The sequence below is a fragment of the Pseudomonas serbica genome (genome assembly GCF_028823535.1).
In the GTDB taxonomy this organism is placed as follows: domain Bacteria; phylum Pseudomonadota; class Gammaproteobacteria; order Pseudomonadales; family Pseudomonadaceae; genus Aquipseudomonas; species Aquipseudomonas serbica.
In genome coordinates, this window is record NZ_JAQIYM010000014.1 from 56,734 (window position 1) to 78,094 (window position 21,361).

A 21,361-nucleotide genomic window follows, 5' to 3' on the forward strand; every position below is an offset into this window, starting at 1 on the left:
TGGACCGGACAGTCATCGCAAGCCATTGATATTAATGGCACTTTGCCAGAACGTTACCCTGCGACTCACTTTAAGGACGAAACAGCGCACCGGAAACACACGCAGAAATCCTGCGATGCACGATAAAAGGGCAGATCCGCCACCTTTGGCCGGTTAGCGCTTCCAACCCCCCGCCAAAGCTGGCAACATCGCGCCCTTTTTTACGCGACAGCCACCGCGCTTTTGTCTGAAAACAGGGTTCAAACGGCTGTTCGGTTGTTGATGGGGCGACAGTCTGCTGCGCCGATGCGACAACCTGCCACATGCCACCCGTTTACTGCCCGTAGCGCTGTTGGCTGCCTTTGAAACGCTATGCTAGCTTGGCCGCCTCGCCAGGAAGGCCACCAACAGCAGGAGCGAATACATAATGAGGAACGCACATGGCTGAGGCCACGCCCGCGCTTGAAATCCGCAACTTGCACAAACGCTACGGCTCGCTGGAGGTGCTCAAGGGCATCTCGCTGACCGCCCGCGACGGCGACGTGATCTCGATCCTCGGCTCATCCGGCTCCGGCAAGTCCACGTTCCTGCGTTGTATCAACCTGCTGGAAAACCCGCACCAGGGCCAGATCCTGGTGGCCGGCGAAGAACTCAAGCTCAAGGCCGCGAAGAACGGCGAACTGGTCGCTGCCGACGGCAAGCAGATCAATCGCCTGCGCAGCGAAATCGGTTTTGTGTTTCAAAACTTTAACCTGTGGCCGCACATGAGCGTGCTCGACAACATCATCGAGGCCCCGCGCCGTGTGCTCGGCCAGAGCAAGGCCGAAGCCATCGAAGTCGCCGAAGCCCTGCTGGCCAAGGTCGGCATCGCCGACAAGCGCCACGCCTACCCGGCGCAATTGTCCGGCGGCCAGCAACAACGCGCGGCCATCGCCCGCACCCTGGCCATGCAGCCCAAGGTCATCCTGTTCGACGAGCCCACCTCCGCGCTTGACCCGGAAATGGTCCAGGAAGTACTTAATGTCATCCGCGCACTGGCCGAAGAAGGCCGCACCATGCTGCTGGTTACCCATGAGATGGGCTTTGCCCGTCAGGTCTCCAGCGAAGTGGTGTTCCTCCACCAGGGCCTGGTAGAAGAGCAAGGATCGCCACAGCAGGTGTTCGAAAACCCGCTTTCGGCGCGCTGCAAACAATTCATGTCCAGCAACCGCTAACGGAGCTAACCGCATGCAGAATTTCAAGAAGGTCTTCCTGGCCGCCGCCGTTACCCTGGCGTTCAGCGCCGGTGCCATGGCTGAAACCCTGAAGATGGGCATCGAAGCGGCCTATCCGCCGTTCAACAACAAAGATGCCAGCGGCAATGTCGTCGGCTTCGACAAGGAAATCGGCGACGCCCTGTGCGCCAAGATGAAAGTCGAGTGCACCGTCGTGACCTCCGACTGGGACGGCATCATCCCGGCCCTGAACGCCAAGAAGTTCGACTTCCTGATCTCCTCGATGTCGATCACCGACGAGCGCAAGCAAGCGGTGGACTTCACCGACCCGTACTACTCCAACAAGCTGCAGTTCATCGCGCCTAAAAGCGTCGACTTCAAGACCGACAAGGACTCGCTGAAAGGCAAAGTGATCGGCGCACAGCGCGCGACGCTGGCGGGTACCTGGCTGGAAGACAACATGGAAGGCGTAGAGGTCAAACTCTACGACACCCAGGAAAACGCTTACCTGGACCTGACTTCCGGCCGTCTGGACGGCATCCTGGCCGATAAGTACGTCAACTACGAGTGGCTCAAGAGCGATGCAGGCAAATCCTACGAGTTCAAAGGCGACCCTGTGGAAGAAAGCGACAAGATCGGCATTGCTGTCCGTAAAAACGACCCGATCCGCGAAAAGCTGAACGTCGCGCTGAAAGAAATCGTTGCTGACGGCACTTACAAGAAGATCAACGACAAGTACTTCCCTTTCAGCATCTATTGATCCTGACCTGCCTGGCCGGCGCCTGAAGGCGCCGGTTCACGGTATTGCCTGCCGCAATTTGAAAAGAAACCCATGATTATCGACCTCTACGGATTCGGCCCGGCGCTCGCCGCTGGCGCGCTGATGACTGTGAAACTGGCACTCTCGGCCTTGTGCCTGGGGCTGGTGCTCGGTCTGCTGGGCGCCTTGGCCAAGACTTCCCCGTACAAGCCGCTGCAATGGCTTGGCGGTACATACTCGACACTGGTGCGCGGCATCCCGGAATTGCTCTGGGTGTTGTTGATCTACTTCGGCACGGTCAACTTGATGCGCGCCCTGGGCGAGTTTTTCGGTAACCCGGACCTTGAACTCAATGCCTTCGCCGCCGGCGTGATCGCACTGGGCCTGTGCTTTGGCGCCTACGCCACGGAAGTGTTTCGTGGCGCGATCCTCGCGATCCCCAAAGGCCATCGAGAAGCCGGCGTGGCGCTGGGCCTGTCGAAATTTCGCATCTTCACCAAGTTGATCATGCCGCAGATGTGGCGCATCGCCCTGCCGGGCCTGGGCAACCTGTTCATGATCCTGATGAAGGACACCGCACTGGTCTCGGTGATCGGCCTGGAAGAAATCATGCGTCACGCGCAAATCGGCGTGACCGTGTCCAAACAGCCGTTCACCTTCTATATGGTCGCTGCGTTCATGTACCTGAGCCTTACCATCCTGGCCATGACCGGCATGCACTTCCTGGAAAAACGCGCCGCTCGCGGCTTCGCGAGGAGCACCCAATGAACTGGGAAGTCATCATCAAGTGGCTGCCGAAACTGGCCCAGGGCGCAACCCTGACTCTGGAGCTAGTCGCCATTGCCGTCATCGCCGGCCTGCTGCTGGCGATTCCATTGGGTATCGCGCGCTCGTCACGGCTGTGGTGGGTGCGGGCGTTTCCCTACGGCTACATCTTCTTTTTCCGTGGTACGCCATTGCTGGTGCAGCTGTTCCTGGTCTATTACGGGCTGGCGCAGTTCGACGTGGTCCGTAACAGCTCCATGTGGCCTTACCTGCGCGATCCGTTCTGGTGCGCAACGGCGACCATGACCCTGCACACCGCCGCCTACATCGCAGAAATCCTGCGCGGCGCCATCCAGGCAATTCCACCGGGTGAAATCGAAGCGGCACGGGCGCTGGGCATGTCGAAAACCAAGGCGCTGAACTACATCATGCTGCCCCGTGCCGCGCGTATCGGCCTGCCGGCCTACAGCAACGAAGTGATCCTGATGCTCAAGGCCAGCGCCCTGGCCAGCACCGTGACCCTGCTGGAATTGACCGGCATGGCCCGCACCATCATCGCCCGGACCTACTTGCCGGTGGAGATCTTCTTCGCCGCCGGCATGTTCTATCTGCTGATGGCTTACGTGCTGGTACGCGGCTTCAAGCTGCTGGAGCGCTGGTTGCGCGTCGATGCCTGCCAAGGGCGTTGATCCCCAGGTGCTGACGGGCGAGGAACTGCTCGCCCGCTTCACCGCGCTGGACACTTTTCTGACAGTGCATCAAGCGCTGTGGAAACCACGGCCGTTCACCCATCTGCAGCTGCCCTGGGAAACCTCCTGCCCCGAACTGGCCGCCTGGTTACGCGGGCGGTCGCTGGTAGAGGCGGAAAGCGCTCACAACCACCCTGCCCTTGTGGATGCGCCGCAGCCATTTGCTTCGTTGGCGGCCATGTCCCTGGCGCTGAGTGCGCTGGACGAAGTGCCTGCCCATGCGCTGAAAGCGCCAGCCCATCGACTGAATGTGGATGTACCGGGGCGCAAGTGGCAGCAAATCGAAGCTTTTGCCAGCCGACTGCAATTTGTCGATGCCTCCAGGCACTGGCTGGACTGGTGCTCGGGCAAAGGACACCTGGGGCGACGCCTGCTGCAAACCGGTCAACAACTGACCTGCCTGGAATACGATCCCGCGCTGGTTGCCAGTGGCCAGGCCCTCAGCCAGCGCCATCGACTGAACGCACTACATGTCGAACAGGACGTCCTGGCGGCCGATGCCGCTGCGCTGCTGGAAGCTCAGCACACTCCCGTGGCCCTGCATGCCTGCGGCGATTTACATGTGCGACTGATCCAACTCGCCAGCGCAGTCGGCTGCAAGCAACTCGCCATTGCCCCTTGCTGTTACAACCGAACCAGCCTGACCCCGTACTCGCCGATGTCCGCCGCCGCCCAACGCTCTGACCTGCAGCTGTCCCTGGATGACCTGGGCCTGCCGATGAGTGAAACCGTCACCGCCGGCGCACGCGTGCGACGCCAACGCGACACATCGATGGCCCGCCGCCTGGGCTTCGACCTGCTGCAAAGACAATTGCGCGGCGTCGACGAATACCTGCCGACCCCATCCCTGCCCAGCGCCTGGCTGGAAAAACCCTTTGCCGAATACTGCCAGCACCTGGCCGATCTCAAGGAGTTATCCACAATCGGCACAGAGAATTGGCCCGCACTCGAAGCCGCCGGTTGGCAGCGCCTGGCGCAGGTGCGCAATCTAGAGCTTCTGCGCGGGCTTTTCCGACGCCCGCTGGAGTTATGGCTGGTGCTGGATCGAGCCTTATTCCTGCAAGAAAAGGGTTACACCGTTCGCCTCGGCACCTTCTGCGAAACCTCGCTCACACCGCGCAACATCCTGCTGCTGGCCGAACGCTCCTAACACGGCAAAGCCTGTGGATAACTCTGTTGATGAAATATTCATGGATCCAATCTTTACAGCTGCTTCAGCCCTGAAACAACGCTGATCAAAATTCGTACACTGAATAAAAAACCCGAAAAACAGGCATTTGCGAACTAATGAGAACGGATCCACAAAAACACTGTAAACCGGGTGAATCGAAAATCGCGTTGTGCATAAGCATTCGAGCAAAAGACATAACCGAGTGACGAAGGGACAACAACACACGCATGAAGCAGCGGTTCTGCCACCTCGTTTTGCACCACGCAATGACGCTCGGCAAGCATTGGAAACACTCGATCAAGCCCCAGTCAAAAATAGTCTGAATTCAGGGGTTTACAGAACCTTCCCACTCGCTATAATCGTCGCCCTGACACGCCGGTATAGCTCAGATGGTAGAGCAACTGACTTGTAATCAGTAGGTCCCGGGTTCGATTCCTGGTGCCGGCACCATACAAAACAAAGGCTCGCAGCGATGCGGGCCTTTTGTTTATCTGCGATAAAGCAAAGCGCACCTCATCTATCGTGCAGATGCTTCTTCAAGAACGACCGGGTTCGTTCGTGGACTGGGTTCTGCAAGATCTCTGCTGGCGCCCCTTCCTCTACAACAACTCCACCGTCCATAAAGACAATCCGGTCTGCCACTTCGCCTGCAAAACGCATTTCATGGGTGACGATCAGCATTGTCATATGCTCGGCCGCGAGCTGCTTCATGACTTGATTGACCTCTTCGACGAGTTCAGGGTCCAGTGCCGATGTGGCCTCATCGAACAGCATGACTTTTGGCTGCATCGCCAGCGCCCTGGCGATGGCAACGCGCTGCTTCTGCCCCCCTGACAGTCGAGAAGGATACTCATCGAATTTGTTGGCCAGCCCAACTTTTGACAAATATTCCATTGCCAACTCACGAGCTTCTTTCTTCGAAAGCCCTTTAAGCTTGATCGGGCCAAGGGCTATATTTTCATACACGGTCAAATGCGGGAATAAATTGAAGTGCTGGAATACCATGCCCATCTGCTGGCGCACAGCGTTTATATGCTGTTCAAACGCACGACCTTTCAACGCCCGATTGACTTGCTCACCCTCTAGCCAGATCTCGCCATCGTTCAAAACTTCCAGGTGGTTGATTGACCGCAGGAGCGTACTTTTGCCAGAGCCACTGGGGCCTATGATAGCGATGATTTGCCCGCGAGTTACGCAGAGATCGATTCCCTTGAGTACTTCAAGTGCTCCGTAGGCCTTACGAGCGCCCTTCACCTCAACCATGAATTCATTTCTGGTCATCGTGACATCTCTACCTTACTTTCGAGAAGATGCAAGCCAGCCTCGAGAACAAGATTGGCTGCATAATAAATAACCGCGACCGTCAGATAAAACTCAAACGGGCTATAGGTCTCGCTTACTGCAAGTTGCGCGCTATATACCAATTCGGCAATTCCGATGATAGAAACCAGTGAAGTATCCTTGAGCAGGACAATCATGTTATTTCCAAGCGGCGCAATAGTCCTGCGCAGCGCTTGCGGCACGATGATGTAGCGCTGAGTCTGTCCACGACTGAAGCCTATGGACCGGGCACCTTCAATTTGACCAGGGTCTACTGACATCACACCAGCACGAATGACGTCGGCATTGTAGACGGCGAAGTGCAGGCTAAGGCCTATGATGCCAGCCACCAGTGCAGGAATATCGATCCCCACTTGCACAAGGCCGTAATAGATCAAATACAACTGAAGCAGGAGTGGGGTCCCCATGAGCAGCCAGGTCATAAAGCGCACGGGTAGCGCCAGGATTTTAGGCGCATAAAGAACGATCAGTGCAAAGGCTACCCCGGCGATCAAGCTCAATACGCTTGAGCTTAGAAACATCACGACCGTCCACCAAAGGCCCGTCGCCAGTAATTCGGAATAGGGAGTAACGATACTAAGATCCAGGTTTTGCATCTGAATGCTCTCACCTTGCCGCGAAGCGATTATCGAGGTAGTCAACAATAAATCTAACCGAATAGACCATCACGATATAAAGCAATGCAGACACCATGAAAATCTCAAAAGGCTTGTACGTTGAACTGATAAAACGTTGCGCTGTATAGGACAGTTCAACAACGGAGATCGTCGACACCAACGCAGACCCTTTTATAAGCGCGACAGCATTTACGCCCAACGGCCTTATCATCAGCTTTGCCGCTTGTGGCAGCTTGATAAGCCATAAAGTTTGCCCGCGCCCAAAACCAATTGAACGTGCGGCTTCTTCCTGACCAGGATCAACGTTGATGATTGCGCCACGGATCGATTCCGCCATGTAGGCCGCGATGTTCAGGCCCAAGCCGATCACGCCGGCGGCAAACGGCTCCAATTCAAGTCCGACCTGCGGACCACCAAAGTAAATAATGAATAGCTGAACCAGACAGGGAGTGCCGCGAAAAACACTGATGTAGATTCTTGCGAGGCTGCGAAATATAAGAAAAGTGGACAAGCGCGCAGCAACCAACACGATAGCGACCAGGAAACCCAGCAGGAGTGCAAGTACCGAGATTTGCACCGTAATCCAGGACGCTTCCAGGAAAAACGGGAATGTACGCTGTATGAGTGTCAGATCCATGGAAACGCTCGGAAGAGGCCGATTGACTGGCCCGACGAAAAGTCGGGCCACGCTAAAGATGAATTAGCGGATATCGTTGCCAATCCACTTCATGGAGATCTTTTCGTAGGTGCCGTCGGCGAGCATTTCTTCAAGCGCCTTCTGCATCGTCGCCTTGAGCTCGGGATTATTTTTGCGCAGGGCAATACCCATGCCTTCAATGCCACCATCGCTCTCGGGCGGCGTAATGATGCGGACCTTCTGCCCGGTCTCCTTGACTGCGACCAACACCGGAACACTGTCCATCACCAGCGCGTCGATACGACCGGCATCCAGGTCAACGAGCATTTCCTGAAGCCCCTTATACGACCTCACCTTCAAGTTGCCGCGAGCCCTGGCCCATTTATCGTGGGCATCTCCGAGCGTAACGCCAACAGTGACATCTTTAAGATCATCAAAGCTTTTGATCGAAGAGTTGTCCTTCACCACGATCGTACGACCAGCATGGTAATAGGGCCCAACGAAATCCACGGCCCTCTGGCGTTCCGGGGTAATGGTCATGGACGCGATAATGGCGTCGTATTTTTTCGCAAGAAGACCCGCAATGATTCCGTCGAACGGGGTCGTGATGATCGTCACTTTTACCCCCATCCGCTCTGCCAGTGCCTCGCTGATGGAGGCGTCGAATCCGACAACCTTGTTGTTCTCGTTAACAAAGCTGAAAGGAACGTATTGGCCGCTCATCGCGATACGAATCTCTTGGGCATCCTTAATCGACTTCAAATCATCAGCGTGAACAGCGGAGGTGAAAACCAGTGCCCCAGCCAACACGGTGGAAGTGACAATCAAGTCCTTGAGCTTTTTAATTAGCATTGGATTGCACCTCGGAAGAATTATTATTTATTTTTTTAGGGCTCTTCACCCAGCCTTCAGGAAAAGCTTTGCACAGGCAATTCTGGAAAGCACCCAGCAAGGTGCCAGCTTGCCTGACACATTGCCGGAGTTGACCGACACTATGCCGGGAAGACAGCGTGCGACGAGACTGAGCAAGTGACCCTGGTCGCACGCTATCGACCTAAACGACTTACTGGAGTGCGGTCTTGAAGCTTTCGTCCAGGACTTCAAGCAGAAAGTCTGCATTCTTCTGACTGAAAATCATCGACGGACGCATTTTCAGGACATTGTCATAGGGGCCTTCAGTACCGATCAAAACACCTCGTTCCCTGGCACCGTCGGCTACTTTTTTGGCCAGCGCAGTGGCTGGAGTTTTCGTATTGCGATCGGTGACAAGTTCTATCCCCAGAAAAAGACCCAGCCCGCGCACATCGCCAATTGCATCGTATCGCTGCTGCAATTTTCGGAAGCCGTCGAGCAGATAGTTGCCCATGGTTAGTGCGTTGAGTTTCAAGTTATCGCGCTCAATTACATCGAGCACAGAAAGCCCTACCGCACAGGAAACCGGACTGCCGGCAAAAGTATTGAAATACTCCATGCCATTATTGAAGCTGTCGGCAATCTCACGCGTGGTCACGACTGCGGACATGGGATGTCCGTTACCAATGGGTTTGCCCATGGAAACTGCATCGGGAACGACGCCTTGGGTTTCAAATGCCCACCAGTGGCTACCGACTCGACCAAAGCCGACCTGGACTTCGTCAGCCAGGCAAAGACCGCCCTCTGCCCGAACCATTGCATAAACTTCTTTCAAGTAGTTTTGCGGGAAGAACAGTTGCCCGGCGACACTTGGAATGGACTCCGCCAAAAAGAAAGCTGGGGATCTGCCTTGCTTGCGCATGATCTCGATCTGATCCGCCACACTTTCAGCGAATCGCTTGCCAAGTTCCTCGAACGGCCAGTCTTGCGCAGCTCGGTAAGCATCCGGGACAGCCGCCTCGAACACATGGCCTGCACGCCCTTTACCGGCCTTGCGCTTATATTTGTAAGGGCTGAGGTCGATCAGCTCCTGTGTCGTGCCATGGTACGCCCAATCCAGCACAATGGCGTCGTTACGCCCCGTGTGATTGCGCGCCATACGAAGCATCAGGCTGTTTGCTTCACTGCCTGAACAGCCGAAGGAAGCGACCGCCAAACCTTCAGGTAACGTAGCGGTGAGCCGCTCTGCGTACTCCACGATATTATCGTGCAGGTATCGCGTGTTGGTGTTCAGGCGCGCAGCCTGCCGTGAAAGCGCTTGCACCACATCTGGATGAGAGTGGCCGAGATGGCACACGTTATTGAAGCAATCCAGATACGCTCTTCCAAAGTTGTCGATCAACCAAACCCCGTCACCGCGAACGAACTTGATCGGATCTGAATAGGAAATCGACAAGTTTGGAAGCAACAGTTCCTTACGTTTGGCAACGATCTCTGCCTTGGTGCGGCCGTCCTGGCTGTAGGTTTCCGGAGGAATCCCCGCGAGAGTCGATGCATCGGGAAAAAGGTCGGCCCATACATCTAGATAAGCCCGCTCACCTACGCCAATGAACTCGCTGGCTTTCAATCCGGTGTCGGTGGACATCTGAAAATGCACATGGGGAATCCACCCACCGTTTTCCGCATCTGCGCCCATGTATCCGACAAGCGCGCCAGGCTCAAGGTGGTCGCCGGGTTTGAGACGCGCCAGCGCTTCATGAGCCATGTGCCCCCAAAGTGTCAGGAAGGGTGGGCAACCTTCTGGTGAGTGCTTGAGCATGATCAAGCCACCATAGCCAAGCGGCTCGCGCTCGACCTCGACGCTCTGCACCACACCCGCAACAGGTGTATAGAGAGGCGTGCCGGCGGGCATAATCAAATCGACACCGACGTGAATGATCCGACGCTGCCCTTCAATGAAACGCGATTCGAATGCCGCGTCGGTGTAGATGGTTCTTTCCTCGCCCCATGGTCCAATGCCAAGCGGCACCTTGTGCGCGGTGGAAAACTCATTCCACCACCGGGTTGCCTGCGCTGGACGCTGCTCGGCTGAGGCAATCGTCATCACGTGCGAAGCATCGCCGAATGGAGCAATCGCCTTGTTCATGGTGGCAGCCGATGGACGCACGATATCCGCGAAAGACTTGCTGTTTTCCGCCACCCAGCGGCGAACCGCGCCAGCGCCTTCGATCGCGTCAAAACCACAGGCTTTGCGCAAGATTGCCGTCGCCAGTCGAGGGTTCATGCGATCCATCCTCTCCAGGAGGCGCCAGGCCGGCGCTTCGCTGATGGCAAGGTAGGGATTGTCTTGCGCCTGGCCGTATCGCGATGCCGACAACGTGACGCTCGTGACCAGGCGCATCGCTATGAGATTGAAGAGGACGTCGACCTCCTCCGGATGCAGAGGGTATTTCTCATGGAAACCGGCCGTGAGGGCGGCGGCCGCGCCGATTGGATCTTCCATGTCGAGAATGGAATAAGCACAGGTGATGGCAACTTCGGCAATCAGGATCGTATGGACCGCATCCCCGAAATCGATGATGCCTGAGACTTTCTGATGGTTCCCGGAGTCGACGAGGATGTTCCAGTCATTGCCATCATTGTGAATAACTTGAGTGCGCAAACGCGCGAGCTTGGGCTGAACCGTTTTTTCGAACGTATCAATGAACCGTTGCAGAATTGCTCTTTTGCCAGCGTCTTTCACGAAATGCAGGCGTGAGCGCGAACGTGCGGCGTGACGCAAATCCCAGTCGAGATCACGTACCGCGCCCGCGTGCATGAAACCCTGAAGTGCACGATCCACATCACCGAAAGACTGACCGAGGCTACGCATCAATTCGAACGTACGCTCGACCTCGGCAAGCGGCGTTCCGTGCAACCAGCTGACCAGGCGAACCGCATGGGTTTCGCCAGAAGCTGCCACCGCCGAGGCGAGAAAATCACCCTCGCGGCTTTTCTTGAGAAAGGGCACGGCAAGCTCGGGGCTGTTACTGGCAAGGTGACTGAGAATGGCCGTCTGAAACTCGCTTTCAATTCGCGGTTCCGTCGAGTTGACAACTTTCAGGATCCACCCCGCATCGGTTCCTGTCTTCAACCGATAGTTGCGGTCTCGTTCGCCGTCCAGTGGCGTGGCCGTACCGATAACGTTGAAAAGCTGTTCACCGAGCTTTTCGGCATCCCCCGTCGAGAACTGGGGGGCGGGATGAGAAAGATTAGTCATGGTAATTGTTTTCCAAGCCATTTTTTTCAGATAGCTTGGCACGCGAAGCCTTGGACGGCAGTAGGTATGCGGTCGACTTTGGCCTGCATATTGTCGGAATCGACCGGCACAAATCCGGTAGCAAATATAGGGAGTTCTGATGCGCGACCTGGACACGAAAGATCGCGAAATACTCGAAATCCTGTCCAGAGAGGCTCGCATTGCCCTGAAGGCCCTGGCCGCGAGAATCGGACTTTCAAGAAGCGCCACCAGCGAGCGCGTCATCAACCTTGAGCGCAATGGTGTGATCCGAGGCTACCGGGCTGATATCGGCGAAATCGATGCCAATGTGATTCGCGCGATCCTTCTCGTTAGCCTCAAGCGCACGCCCGCAATCAGCCTGCTGGACCTGCTCGCCCAAAACTCGCAGGTACGGCGCGTCTCTTCGGTCAGTGGCCAGCTTGATCTGGTCATCGAGATCGAATCGCGAACCATCGATGATCTGAATCGGGTCAGAGATGCAGTAGCCAGCCACGAAACCGTTGAAGACATCACCACTGCTGTCGTGCTTCGACGCGATATTGATCGGCAGACTTCCTGATTCGTACTGGTTCGAAGTCGTGAAAGAAACTGCATCCTGATACTGTCCGAAAAACAAAGCCCTCGTAGCAGTACGAGGGCTTAGTTGTTTCTGTTGCCAAGAAAAGCCAGGTCTCAATGACCCGCGCTCTGCCCACCATCAACGTGGAGGATTTCGCCAGTGACAAACTTGGCGCCGTCCAGGTACACGACCGCGTTGGCGATGTCATCGATCTCGCCCATGTGCCCGACCGGGTGCAGTGCGCCCAGGGCGGCGTGGGTTTCTTCGCCGTGCATCGGGGTCTTGATGATGCCGGGCGATACTGCGTTCACCCGAATGCCGCGCTTGGCGTATTCGATGGCCAGGGAACGGGTTGCCGCGTTCAGGCCACCTTTGGTCAGTGAGGCCAGCACCGACGGCACGCCGTCGATGGCGTGGTCGACCAGGCTGGTGGTGATGTTGACCACGTGGCCGCTGCCCTGTTTTTCCATCTCGGCGATGGCCAGTTGGGTGATGTAGAAGAAGCCGTTGACGTTCACCGACAACACATTGGCATAGTCTTCAGCGGTGTACGCGGTGAACGGCTTGGCGATGAAGATCCCGGCGTTGTTGATCAGGGTATCGACTCGGCCGAAACGGGCGATGGCTTCACGAATCACGCGCTGTGCAGTCTCTGGCTCGCCGATGTCGCCGGCCACGGTGAGGATGTCCGGATCGGTGGATGGCTTGATCGAGCGGGAGGTTGCGACGATCTGGTAACCGAGCTCGCGGAAGGCCTTGACCATGCCGTCGCCGAGACCTTGGGATGCGCCAGTGATGACAACGACTTTTTTCGAATTGCTCATGATGAACCTCACAGATAAATGATGATTTTGAAAAAACTTTGCGATCAGGCTTCGGCCGAGGCTTGTGCCATCTGTCTCAACATCTGTTCGTAGTACTCGACCGACTGGGAGCCGGACATCAGGTGACGACCGTTGAGTACCAGGGCCGGGACCGAATTGATGCCGTGCTGTCGGTAAAACTCTTCCAGTTCACGCACCTCTTCGGCAAAGGCACCCGACGCCAGCACCTTGCGTGCACGGGCCTCGTCCAACCCGGCTTCACCCGCCAGCCGCACGAGCGTCTGCTGATCACTCGGGTTCTGGCCTTCGCTGAAGTAAGCGCGAAGCAGGATCTTCTTCAACGCCACCTGGCGCCCTTCTTCCAGCGCCCAGAGCAACAAACGGTGAGCGTCGAAGGTGTTGTAGAAGTGCGTGCGCTTTTCCAGATCGAACTTGAAGCCGATGGCCTCGCCGCGAGCGATCTGCATCGCCTTGCCAGAGGCGACGTCCTCGGCGGTGCGTCCGTATTTGCGCATCAAGTGCTCGACGGCTTTTTCGCCTTCGGCCGGCATGTCCGGGTTCAGCTCGAAAGGCTTGTAGGTCAGCTCGACCGCCACCTCACCCGCCACGTTCTCGATCGCCTGCTCCAGCGCCGTCGCCCCCAGTGCGCACCATGGGCACACCACATCGGAGACGAAATCGATGGTCACCGGCGCCGTCATGACTTCCCCTCTTCCGCCAGTTGCTTGCGGTACTGGGTGGTGGTGATGCCGGCGTAACCCCAGTTATCGGTGTCGACTTCCTCGATCACGATGTGGGTCAGCTCAGGGCTTTTATTGAGGACGCGTTCCAGTGTTTCAGTGATCTCGGCAATCACTTGAGCTTTCTGCTCAGTGGTAACGCCATCGCGGGTGATGCGTACGCTTACAAAAGGCATGAGGGAAACTCCAGTGACCTTCCCGTCGGAATGATGGGAGAGGCGTTGGAGCTCAATGTAGGGAGTTCGCGGGAGGGGATAAAGGTGGGGACGGGAACATCATTAGTTACGTGAGGTAATCAATCAAATGAATCCAGGGAGCTGCTGAACATGTCGCCGCGCACGACACGTTCCCGAGACGTGTTCTCGAAATCGCGTTATGACGACACGAGCCACCAAGCACCCACAAAAAAACCCCGAACCAGTCGGGGCTTCTTCTTTCTCAGCCTTGAATCAGGCTTCGATACCGCAAGCCGTCATCAGAAAACGTTGATCGGGTAATCCACGAACACGCGCACTTCGTTACCGCTGACGTTGTACTCGCTCGACTTCTGCGACACGCGCAGGACCGAGCTGCGCAGCTTGATGCTCAGGTCTTTGGCCGGGCCGCTTTGTACGACGTATTTGAACTGGTTGAAGATCTCGCGCTCGGTGCCGCCTTCGCTGGTGGAGGTGGTGATGTTGTCACCGCGTACGTAGGCGAAGTTGTAGCTCAGGCCCGGGACGCCGAAGGTGCTGAAATCCAGGCCGTAGCCCAGTTGCCAGCTGCGTTCGTCTTCGGCGTTGAAGTCGGACCAGTAGGAGTTGGCCAGGTAGATGGTGTTGCCACCGTCACCGACGCGGTTTTGATCTTTCTGGTAGCCGCCATAGGCGTAGCCCAGGTTGCTGTCGCCAGTGCTGCGTTGGTGCGCGAGGGTGAACGAGTGCGCGCCGGTGGCGAAGGTGGCTGCCAGGCTCCAGATCTTGTTGTCGTCGCCGGTAATGCCGTTATCACGGACGTAGGAGTCGTCCAGTTTGGTACGGTAGCCGTTGAAGTCCAGGGTCAGGGACTGATCCTTGTCGAACGGGAACACGTAGTTGGCGTTGACGTATTGCTTCTTCAACACGTCTTCAACGTCCGACGCGTATAGCGCGGCCTTGAACTGTTCGGTGAACTGGTAGCTACCGCCCAACACGTTGATCGACTTCAGGCCACCGCTGTCCCGGCCTTCGGCGCTTTTACGCGATTCGGCGGTGAAACGACCGGCGTTCAGTTCCAGACCCTTGATTTCCTTGGAGGTGATCAGGGTACCGGTGTAGCTTTCCGGCAGCAGACGACCGTTGTCGTAGCTCAATACCGGCAGGGCCGGCATTTGGTCGCCGTAGGTCAGCGTTGTGCTGGACAAGCGGAATTTTACGGCCGCGCCACCTTTGGCCAGGTCGTCAGCCGGTTCGCCGCTGGCTCCCTTTTTGAAAAAATCGATGCCTTGGGCGCCGCTGCGGTCTTCGTTGCGCTCCAGGTTGAGCGCGTACAGCCCAAAGGCATCCACACCCACACCGATGGTGCCCTGGGTAAAGCCGGACGAGAATGTACCGATGGCCGCTTGGCCCCACTCGGATTTATCCGGGTTGCCGTCTTTGTAGTCACGGTTCATGTAGGCATTGCGCAGCAGCACTTTGAGGCTGCTGTCTTCAACGAAACCTTTGGATTCGGCCTGGTCGTTAGCCATGGCCTGTGTAGCGCTCAAAATCCCCAGAGCGATAAGGCTGATTCGCTTATTCAACATGTTGTTTTCCTTATTACGGGTTGAAACGCGCTGTGTCGAACGGCCGAAACGGCGCTATCGCGCTCTTTTTTCATCCCGCAAACAAAAAGGCCCGCCCACGATCACTCGCGGCGGGCCTTTTAATTATTTTTCGGTCATGGCGGTCTGCCACAGGCGTTGGGCCGGATCGTAGCCGCGGCCCTAACGATGTGTCAATTTCATGAATCGTCTATAACCAGGCGAAATTCGTCTAAGAAACGAATTTACCTGGCAGAAAAATTCAATTGGCGTACAGCCAGGTCGTCATCGAATAACGCGAAAAATCCCTTATCCATAAAAAAAGCGCTGTCATCCCGGCAGCGCTTTTCTTTGATCAATCCGTTGTTTTTCTTCTTATCCTTCCATCACATCCCACAACGCATCCAGCTCCGCTTCGCTGAACAAGCCAGCGGGGTAGCGCTCGATCATCGTCCGGCGCGGATCGCTTTCGGCGATCTGACGCGTTCCATTGGACTTGAACCAGTGCGCCAGGATCTGCAGCGATTCGCTGTTTACCGCCAGGGGATGCAAAGCCCGCTCGCTTGCTACATTCACTTCGGCGTTCATTTCCACGCTCTCTCCTGGTTTTTGAGCGGCCTAACTTATCCAAGGTTTATGACAGAACAACTAGGTTCTCCCCTCCCGGCATTACCCCTTCCCAGATACAAGAGCTATGCCAAGGTATGCGCGCTGTCGACCAGCGGATACAAAAAAGCCCGCAGTCCTGAAGGGCTGCGGGCTTTGCACAAAGTTGCAGACGAAAACGTTTGCCTGTCTGATTTCGCCACTACTCAAGCTGTTACAACTGCACTCACTCTTTGTGCGGCGCTGGCTGTTGTTGGGTAAGGCAGTGAATGTTGCCACCTCCCAGTAACAGTTCGCGGCCAGGCACCATGACCACTTCGTGCTGTGGGAACAGTGTCTGCAAAATCTCTTTTGCCGGACCATCCAGCGGGTCATCGAAACTTGGGGCAATGATGCCGCCGTTGACGATCAGGAAATTCACGTAAGAACCGGCCAGACGGACAGTCGGGTTACGCTCCTGGGTTCCGTCAACCGGATCAACCCCCGCGCATTCTTCCTCAGTCGCATACAGCGGCCCCGGAATCGGCATCTTGTGCACCGTGAACGGGCGCCCCTTGGCGTCGGTGCTGTTTTGCAGCACTTTCATGGCCGCCTGACAGCGCGAGTAGTTAGGATCCTGTGGATCGTCGGTCCAGGCCAGCAGGACTTCACCCGGACGCACGTAGCAGCAGAAGTTATCCACATGGCCGTCGGTTTCATCGTTGAACAAGCCGTCCGGCAACCAGATGATCTTATCCACAGCCAGATGCGCGCTGAGCACCGCTTCGATTTCCGCGCGGTTCATGTGCGGGTTGCGATTGCGGTTGAGCAGGCATTCTTCGGTGGTGATCAGCGTGCCTTCGCCATCGACATGGATCGAACCGCCTTCGAGCACGAAGCCTTGGGTACGATAGCGCGGGCTGCGCTCGATCTCGAGGATCTTGCCGCCCACCTGCGAGTCGCGGTTCCACGGCGAATACAAGCCACCGTCAAACCCGCCCCACGCGTTGAAGTCCCAGTTCACGCCCCGGACTTCTCCATTGTTGTTGATGACGAATGTCGGGCCGGTGTCCCGGACCCAGGCGTCGTCGCTGGACATCTCGACCACGCGGATATTCGGTACGTCCAGGCGGGCACGGGCGTTTTCGTATTGGCCGGCGGACACCGCCACGGTGACCGGCTCAAAACGGGCAATGGCCTTGGCCACCGCTACGTGCGCGGCTTGCGCAGGCTTGCCACCCAGGCGCCAGTTGTCGGGGCGTTCGGGCCAGATCATCCAGGTCTGGGTTTGGGGTGCCCACTCGGCTGGCATGTAGAAGCCGTCTGCGCGAGGGGTGCTGCTCAAAGTGGTCATGTCGATCAGGACTCCAGGGAACCGTCGAGGGTTTTCAGCGCGCTGTACAGGTTCGGACGACGGTCACGGAACGAGCCCCACGCGCTACGGATATGTTCCAGTTGGTCGAGGTCGAAGGTGTGAACCAGGATGCCTTCTTCGGTTTCGTTGAGCTCCTGCACCTTCTCGCCGAACTGGTTGGCGATGAACGACGAACCATAGAACGTAATGTCGTAGCCGTCTTGTTCCTCGTTGCCGATGCGGTTACTGGCGATCAGCGGCATCAGGTTAGCGCCGGCGTGGCCCTGTTGCACGCGTTGCCAGTGATCGCGGGACGAAATGGTCTTGTCGTGCGGCTCGCTGCCGATGGCGGTCGGGTAGAACAGGATCTCCGCGCCTTGCAGCGCCATGCTGCGCGCGGCCTCAGGAAACCATTGGTCCCAGCAGATGCCCACGCCGATTTTCGCGTAACGGGTGTTCCACACCTTGAAGCCGGTATCGCCCGGGTTGAAGTAGTACTTCTCGTGGTAGCCAGGGCCATCCGGAATGTGGCTTTTACGATAAATCCCGAGGTTGCTGCCGTCGGCATCGATGATCGCGATGCTGTTGAAACGCGCGCGGCCCGCCAGTTCGTAAAAGCTGATCGGCAGCACGACTTGCAGTTCCCTGGCGACTTTCTGGAAGTGCTTGATGGCAACGTTGTCTTCCACCGTCGTCGCCAATTGCAGGTAATCCGGATTCGGTTTCTGGCAGAAGTACGGCGCTTCGAACAGTTCCTGGATCAGGATGATCTGCGCACCCTTGGCGGCGGCTTCGCGGACCAGCCTTTCTGCAACCTCGATATTGCCTTCAAGGTCCCAGGAACAGGCCATCTGGGTGGCGGCGACGGTAACGTTACGGCTCATGAATCATCTCCGGGCAAGTGCGTGACGGTCGGGCATGGTTCATCCACGCCCTGGCATTGGCGACTTTATAGCCGATAAATATCGGCTTTAGAAGCGACAGATATGCCACACGTCTAAAATTAATCACTTAAACCCGATAACAATCGAATTAACATCGCAATTCACATGTGGGAGCGGGCTTGCTCGCGAAGGCGGCGTGTCAGCCGGGATGAATACTGAATGACACACTGGATTCGCGAGCAAGCCCGCTCCCACAGGGGTATGTGTTTACAGTCCCTCCGCGAGCACCTTCGAAAGCATGTCCACGAAGAAATCCACGCTCTGGCGCGAAGTGACCATCGGCGGCTTGATCTTCAGTACGTTGAGGAAATCGCCAGTCGGTTGCATGAAAATCCCCAGCTCGCGCAAGCGATCGCACAGCGCGGTGGTTTCCTCGGTGGCCGGCTCCAGGGTTTCACGGTTGCGGATCAACTCCACCCCCAGATAAAACCCGGAACCATGCACCGCGCCAACCAATGGATGAATATCGATCAGCGCTTCAAGGCGTTCCTTGAAGTACCCGCCGACCACCTGGGCGTTTTCCCAGAGTTTTTCCTCTTCCATCACATCCAGCACCGCCATGCCGACCTGGCAACTGACCGGACTGCCGCCGGCGGACGAGAAGAAATACCCCTCGGCCTCCAGCGCTTCGGCGATTTCCCGGCGGGTGATCACCGCGCCCAATGGTTGGCCGTTGCCCATGCCTTTGGCCATGGTGATGATGTCCGGTACCACGCCCTGCTCTTCGAAACCCCAGAAGAAATGGCCCATGCGCCCGTAACCCACCTGCACTTCGTCGGCGATGCACACGCCGCCCTGGGCGCGGACCATGGCATAGACCTGTTTCAAATAGCCGGGTGGCAGCGAGATACCACCGGCATTGCCGTACACCGGCTCGCAGATAAACCCGGCTAACTGGCGTTTTTGCTCGGCGATTTTTGCCAGGTTGTGTTCGACGCTGCGCACGTAGTCCGGCGCGCTGTCCGGGCCACGGAATTCGCCGCGATAGGTATTCGGTGCGGTCACCGGGTGCACCCAGTCCGGGCGGCTGCTCAGGGCCTTGGGGTTATCGGCGATCGACGTCGATACCGCATCCGCGCCGACCGTCCAGCCGTGATAGGCCTCCAGCACGCTGAGCATGTCGCGCCCGCCGCTGTAGGCCCATGCCAGGCGAATGGCCAGGTCGTTGGCCTCGCTGCCGCTGTTGACCAGGAACACGCGATCCATGCCCTCTGGTGACAATTTCAGCAAGCGCTCTGAGAACTCGGCCACCGCCGCGTAGTTGAACCGCGAGTTGGTGTTGAGCAACGACCACTGACGGCTGGCCACCGCCGCCATGCGCGGATGGCCGTGGCCGAGTACCGCAACGTTGTTGAGCATGTCGAGGTAAGAGCGACCCTGCATGTCGATCAGGTGGTTGCGCCAGCCACGCTCGATGCGCGGCGGGTCGACGTAATAGTGTTTTTGCGTGCGGGCGAAGCTGGCGTCCCGCCGGGCCAGCAAAGTCTGTGAGTCAAGTTCCGCTTCTGCATCGCACGCCAGGCCCAGCAGCGCCGCAGGTGACGGGCATAACGCTTGCCAGGCGGCGGCGCGCGAAGGGCTGCAGAACAGCGGCGCGCTGAACGAAGCACCTCGGCACAGTTGCGCGATCAACGGCCCGCTGACCGAACCCAGCACCTGGCCTTTTACCAACGCCGCGCCACTATGCAGCGAGGGCGTGACACCCCACAACCGCACGCTCAGTTGCGGGCCGTCCAGTTGCAGCACCCCAGGCATCGGCTGGTGCACCACCCCGGCAAACGGCGCTTCCACTGCCGTGCCATGGGGCACACGCAACTCGACGTGCAGGGGACAGGTTTGCGGCTCACCGGCAGTGTCCGGGCGCGTGCGCGACAGTCGATATTGCCCATAACGGCTGGCCGCCAGGCCGTGGACGGCGGCGGCTTCGTCCAACAGGCGCTGATCGATGCCTTCCTGCTCCCAGTTACCGGCTTCGAAATGCGGGCTGAGCACGCCCAGGTCGATCAACGCGAACTCACGCCCCACCAGGCTCGGCAGCAGCGGTGCGAAGCCTTCGCCGCCAATGTCCGGCAGGCTGTGCCCGACGGCCGACAGAATGGCCGCTTCCATCAGCGCCAAGGGCACCGATGTGGCCACACGGAAGATCTCCCACTCGTGCACCAGGTTGTCACGGCTATAGGCGTTGCCCGGATCGATGCTGACCTGCTGTTCGCCACTGAGCACCAATACCGCCGCGCGGGCGACGATCAGCGGCCACAGCGCCAGCAGTTCTTCGTGTTGCAACGGATTGACTGCGTGATACGCCTGCACCGCTGGCAGAATGCAGAAGGGATCGCCTTCGCCGTGATGCAGCAACGCGGCACAGGTTACCGACAGATCGGTAATGCGCCAGGTGCGGATCAAGTCGCCGAAATCGATCACACCCTGCAATTGCCAGCGGCGTTGTGCGTCCCGCTGCCACACCACGTTGTCGTCGGTGATGTCCATGTGAATGGCTTGTACGGGCAATTTGTCTTGCAATGGCAACAAATGGCGCTCGGCCTGTTCGGACGCTTCAACGATCAGGCGGCGCTGGGTTTCATCTTTGATGACCGGCAACAGATGCGCAATCAACGCATGGGCGTGGCGCGCGTCCCACTGCAGGGTTCGCACCAACCCGGGATGGTCAAAATCCGTCAATGCCAGGTCCATTTCACCGCACAGGCGCCCGAAACCGGCCACCACGGTGGGATTGAAATATTCCAGGTGCGTCAGGGACTGGCCCTCGATGTAATCCAGCAGACGCACATGCACCGATTGGCCTGCGACCTCCAGGGACAACAGGTCGGCACCGTTTTTTGCCGCGATCACCCGCGGAACGTGGACGTCAGGATGCCCGGCCAGGTGCTTGAGCCCTGCATGCTGGGCTTGCAGTTCGAGCGCCGAATAATCGCCCCGGCAAATTTTCAGGACAAACCGCCCCTGATCGCTGTCGACACGAAAATTCAGGTCCTGCTGGCTGCCGAGGGGCTGTAATCTTGCGCTAAGCCCGTAATGCGTCTGCAACAGTTCAAGCGCTTGCTCGCAAGATACTTGCGGACTGGGCAAACTGGCGCGATGAATCAACGTGGCGAGCGGCATACAACGACCCCTGTAATTTTATTAGGCGCCTATATCGCCACTGCTCGGGGCGATACGCAACCCCCTCCTCCCAGTTGCCAAGCGGCTTGACCGCTCTAGATGAAGAGAAAT

Annotated in this window: 19 protein-coding genes and 1 tRNA gene; 7 read left to right on the plus strand and 13 right to left on the minus strand. The window is 57.6% G+C overall.

The window, feature by feature from the left end; all coding sequences use genetic code 11:
• The first annotated feature begins 419 nt into the window (after window positions 1-419).
• From NQL71_RS22460 to NQL71_RS22485, 6 genes are all read left to right on the plus strand, one after another.
• Window positions 420-1,193 (plus strand): ABC transporter ATP-binding protein, encoded by a 774-nt coding sequence (locus tag NQL71_RS22460; RefSeq protein ID WP_007972784.1) that lies wholly within the window; start codon window positions 420-422, stop codon window positions 1,191-1,193.
• 13 nt (window positions 1,194-1,206) lie between these two features.
• Window positions 1,207-1,953, plus strand: coding sequence for an ABC transporter substrate-binding protein (locus NQL71_RS22465; RefSeq protein ID WP_077186153.1), 747 nt, complete (start codon window positions 1,207-1,209; stop codon window positions 1,951-1,953).
• A 72-nt stretch (window positions 1,954-2,025) separates the two neighbouring features.
• Complete coding sequence (locus tag NQL71_RS22470) at window positions 2,026-2,721, plus strand: ABC transporter permease (RefSeq protein ID WP_046815302.1); 696 nt, start codon at window positions 2,026-2,028, stop codon at window positions 2,719-2,721.
• Window positions 2,718-3,407, plus strand: coding sequence for an ABC transporter permease (locus NQL71_RS22475; protein WP_274643313.1), 690 nt, complete (start codon window positions 2,718-2,720; stop codon window positions 3,405-3,407). The genes NQL71_RS22470 and NQL71_RS22475 overlap by 4 nt, the downstream gene beginning before the upstream one ends.
• Entirely contained in the window at window positions 3,388-4,617 is a 1,230-nt protein-coding gene (locus NQL71_RS22480; RefSeq protein ID WP_248687191.1) for a methyltransferase, read from the plus strand. The genes NQL71_RS22475 and NQL71_RS22480 overlap by 20 nt, the downstream gene beginning before the upstream one ends.
• Before the next feature lie 395 nt (window positions 4,618-5,012).
• A tRNA-Thr gene (locus NQL71_RS22485) sits at window positions 5,013-5,088 on the plus strand.
• 63 nt (window positions 5,089-5,151) lie between these two features.
• On the opposite strand, the gene NQL71_RS22490 is transcribed toward NQL71_RS22485, so the two are convergent.
• From NQL71_RS22490 to NQL71_RS22510, 5 genes are all read right to left on the minus strand, one after another.
• Window positions 5,152-5,919 (minus strand): amino acid ABC transporter ATP-binding protein, encoded by a 768-nt coding sequence (locus tag NQL71_RS22490; protein ID WP_046815305.1) that lies wholly within the window; start codon window positions 5,917-5,919, stop codon window positions 5,152-5,154.
• Entirely contained in the window at window positions 5,916-6,575 is a 660-nt protein-coding gene (locus tag NQL71_RS22495) for an amino acid ABC transporter permease (protein ID WP_033040002.1), read from the minus strand. Before NQL71_RS22495 ends, NQL71_RS22490 begins: the two co-directional genes overlap by 4 nt.
• A 10-nt stretch (window positions 6,576-6,585) precedes the next feature.
• The gene (locus tag NQL71_RS22500) at window positions 6,586-7,233 is read right to left on the minus strand and encodes an amino acid ABC transporter permease (protein WP_033040004.1); all 648 of its coding nucleotides are present in this window, start codon (window positions 7,231-7,233) and stop codon (window positions 6,586-6,588) included.
• A 63-nt stretch (window positions 7,234-7,296) separates the two neighbouring features.
• Window positions 7,297-8,085, minus strand: a complete 789-nt coding sequence (locus NQL71_RS22505) for an ABC transporter substrate-binding protein (protein ID WP_274643314.1) — start codon at window positions 8,083-8,085, stop codon at window positions 7,297-7,299.
• Window positions 8,086-8,296: 211 nt separating this feature from the next.
• Entirely contained in the window at window positions 8,297-11,344 is a 3,048-nt protein-coding gene (locus tag NQL71_RS22510; protein WP_274643315.1) for an aminotransferase class III-fold pyridoxal phosphate-dependent enzyme, read from the minus strand.
• Between the two features lie 139 nt (window positions 11,345-11,483).
• Between NQL71_RS22510 and NQL71_RS22515 the strand changes: the two genes are divergently transcribed.
• Window positions 11,484-11,924 (plus strand): Lrp/AsnC family transcriptional regulator, encoded by a 441-nt coding sequence (locus tag NQL71_RS22515; protein WP_033040011.1) that lies wholly within the window; start codon window positions 11,484-11,486, stop codon window positions 11,922-11,924.
• A 113-nt stretch (window positions 11,925-12,037) separates the two neighbouring features.
• Here the strand turns inward: NQL71_RS22515 and NQL71_RS22520 are convergent, their stop codons facing one another.
• From NQL71_RS22520 to NQL71_RS22555, 8 genes are all read right to left on the minus strand, one after another.
• On the minus strand, window positions 12,038-12,748 hold the full coding sequence (locus tag NQL71_RS22520; protein WP_046815308.1) for an SDR family NAD(P)-dependent oxidoreductase: 711 nt from the start codon (window positions 12,746-12,748) through the stop codon (window positions 12,038-12,040).
• A 44-nt stretch (window positions 12,749-12,792) separates the two neighbouring features.
• On the minus strand, window positions 12,793-13,449 hold the full coding sequence (locus tag NQL71_RS22525; RefSeq protein ID WP_274643316.1) for a DsbA family oxidoreductase: 657 nt from the start codon (window positions 13,447-13,449) through the stop codon (window positions 12,793-12,795).
• Window positions 13,446-13,664, minus strand: a complete 219-nt coding sequence (locus NQL71_RS22530; RefSeq protein ID WP_046815310.1) for a tautomerase family protein — start codon at window positions 13,662-13,664, stop codon at window positions 13,446-13,448. Before NQL71_RS22530 ends, NQL71_RS22525 begins: the two co-directional genes overlap by 4 nt.
• Window positions 13,665-13,963: 299 nt before the next feature.
• Window positions 13,964-15,250 (minus strand): OprD family porin, encoded by a 1,287-nt coding sequence (locus NQL71_RS22535; protein ID WP_046815311.1) that lies wholly within the window; start codon window positions 15,248-15,250, stop codon window positions 13,964-13,966.
• Between the two features lie 372 nt (window positions 15,251-15,622).
• Complete coding sequence (locus NQL71_RS22540) at window positions 15,623-15,835, minus strand: hypothetical protein (protein WP_046815312.1); 213 nt, start codon at window positions 15,833-15,835, stop codon at window positions 15,623-15,625.
• A 244-nt stretch (window positions 15,836-16,079) separates the two neighbouring features.
• A complete protein-coding gene (aguA, locus tag NQL71_RS22545) occupies window positions 16,080-17,186 on the minus strand; it encodes an agmatine deiminase (protein WP_077186155.1) in 1,107 nt (368 codons plus the stop codon).
• 5 nt (window positions 17,187-17,191) lie between these two features.
• A complete protein-coding gene (gene aguB / locus NQL71_RS22550; RefSeq protein WP_046815314.1) occupies window positions 17,192-18,070 on the minus strand; it encodes an N-carbamoylputrescine amidase in 879 nt (292 codons plus the stop codon).
• 267 nt (window positions 18,071-18,337) lie between these two features.
• Complete coding sequence (locus NQL71_RS22555) at window positions 18,338-21,250, minus strand: aminotransferase (protein WP_046815315.1); 2,913 nt, start codon at window positions 21,248-21,250, stop codon at window positions 18,338-18,340.
• Window positions 21,251-21,361 lie beyond the last annotated feature (111 nt).

Bases quoted from the DNA above. Each gene is read 5' to 3' on its own strand.
- NQL71_RS22460 (WP_007972784.1), top strand. From the start codon at position 420: ATGGCTGAGGCCACGCCCGCGCTTGAAATCCGCAACTTGCACAAACGC.
- NQL71_RS22465 (WP_077186153.1), top strand. From the start codon at position 1,207: ATGCAGAATTTCAAGAAGGTCTTCCTGGCCGCCGCCGTTACCCTGGCG.
- NQL71_RS22470 (WP_046815302.1), top strand. From the start codon at position 2,026: ATGATTATCGACCTCTACGGATTCGGCCCGGCGCTCGCCGCTGGCGCG.
- NQL71_RS22475 (WP_274643313.1), top strand. From the start codon at position 2,718: ATGAACTGGGAAGTCATCATCAAGTGGCTGCCGAAACTGGCCCAGGGC.
- NQL71_RS22480 (WP_248687191.1), top strand. From the start codon at position 3,388: ATGCCTGCCAAGGGCGTTGATCCCCAGGTGCTGACGGGCGAGGAACTG.
- NQL71_RS22490 (WP_046815305.1), bottom strand. From the start codon at position 5,919: ATGACCAGAAATGAATTCATGGTTGAGGTGAAGGGCGCTCGTAAGGCC.
- NQL71_RS22495 (WP_033040002.1), bottom strand. From the start codon at position 6,575: ATGCAAAACCTGGATCTTAGTATCGTTACTCCCTATTCCGAATTACTG.
- NQL71_RS22500 (WP_033040004.1), bottom strand. From the start codon at position 7,233: ATGGATCTGACACTCATACAGCGTACATTCCCGTTTTTCCTGGAAGCG.
- NQL71_RS22505 (WP_274643314.1), bottom strand. From the start codon at position 8,085: ATGCTAATTAAAAAGCTCAAGGACTTGATTGTCACTTCCACCGTGTTG.
- NQL71_RS22510 (WP_274643315.1), bottom strand. From the start codon at position 11,344: ATGACTAATCTTTCTCATCCCGCCCCCCAGTTCTCGACGGGGGATGCC.
- NQL71_RS22515 (WP_033040011.1), top strand. From the start codon at position 11,484: ATGCGCGACCTGGACACGAAAGATCGCGAAATACTCGAAATCCTGTCC.
- NQL71_RS22520 (WP_046815308.1), bottom strand. From the start codon at position 12,748: ATGAGCAATTCGAAAAAAGTCGTTGTCATCACTGGCGCATCCCAAGGT.
- NQL71_RS22525 (WP_274643316.1), bottom strand. From the start codon at position 13,449: ATGACGGCGCCGGTGACCATCGATTTCGTCTCCGATGTGGTGTGCCCA.
- NQL71_RS22530 (WP_046815310.1), bottom strand. From the start codon at position 13,664: ATGCCTTTTGTAAGCGTACGCATCACCCGCGATGGCGTTACCACTGAG.
- NQL71_RS22535 (WP_046815311.1), bottom strand. From the start codon at position 15,250: ATGTTGAATAAGCGAATCAGCCTTATCGCTCTGGGGATTTTGAGCGCT.
- NQL71_RS22540 (WP_046815312.1), bottom strand. From the start codon at position 15,835: ATGAACGCCGAAGTGAATGTAGCAAGCGAGCGGGCTTTGCATCCCCTG.
- aguA (WP_077186155.1), bottom strand. From the start codon at position 17,186: ATGACCACTTTGAGCAGCACCCCTCGCGCAGACGGCTTCTACATGCCA.
- aguB (WP_046815314.1), bottom strand. From the start codon at position 18,070: ATGAGCCGTAACGTTACCGTCGCCGCCACCCAGATGGCCTGTTCCTGG.
- NQL71_RS22555 (WP_046815315.1), bottom strand. From the start codon at position 21,250: ATGCCGCTCGCCACGTTGATTCATCGCGCCAGTTTGCCCAGTCCGCAA.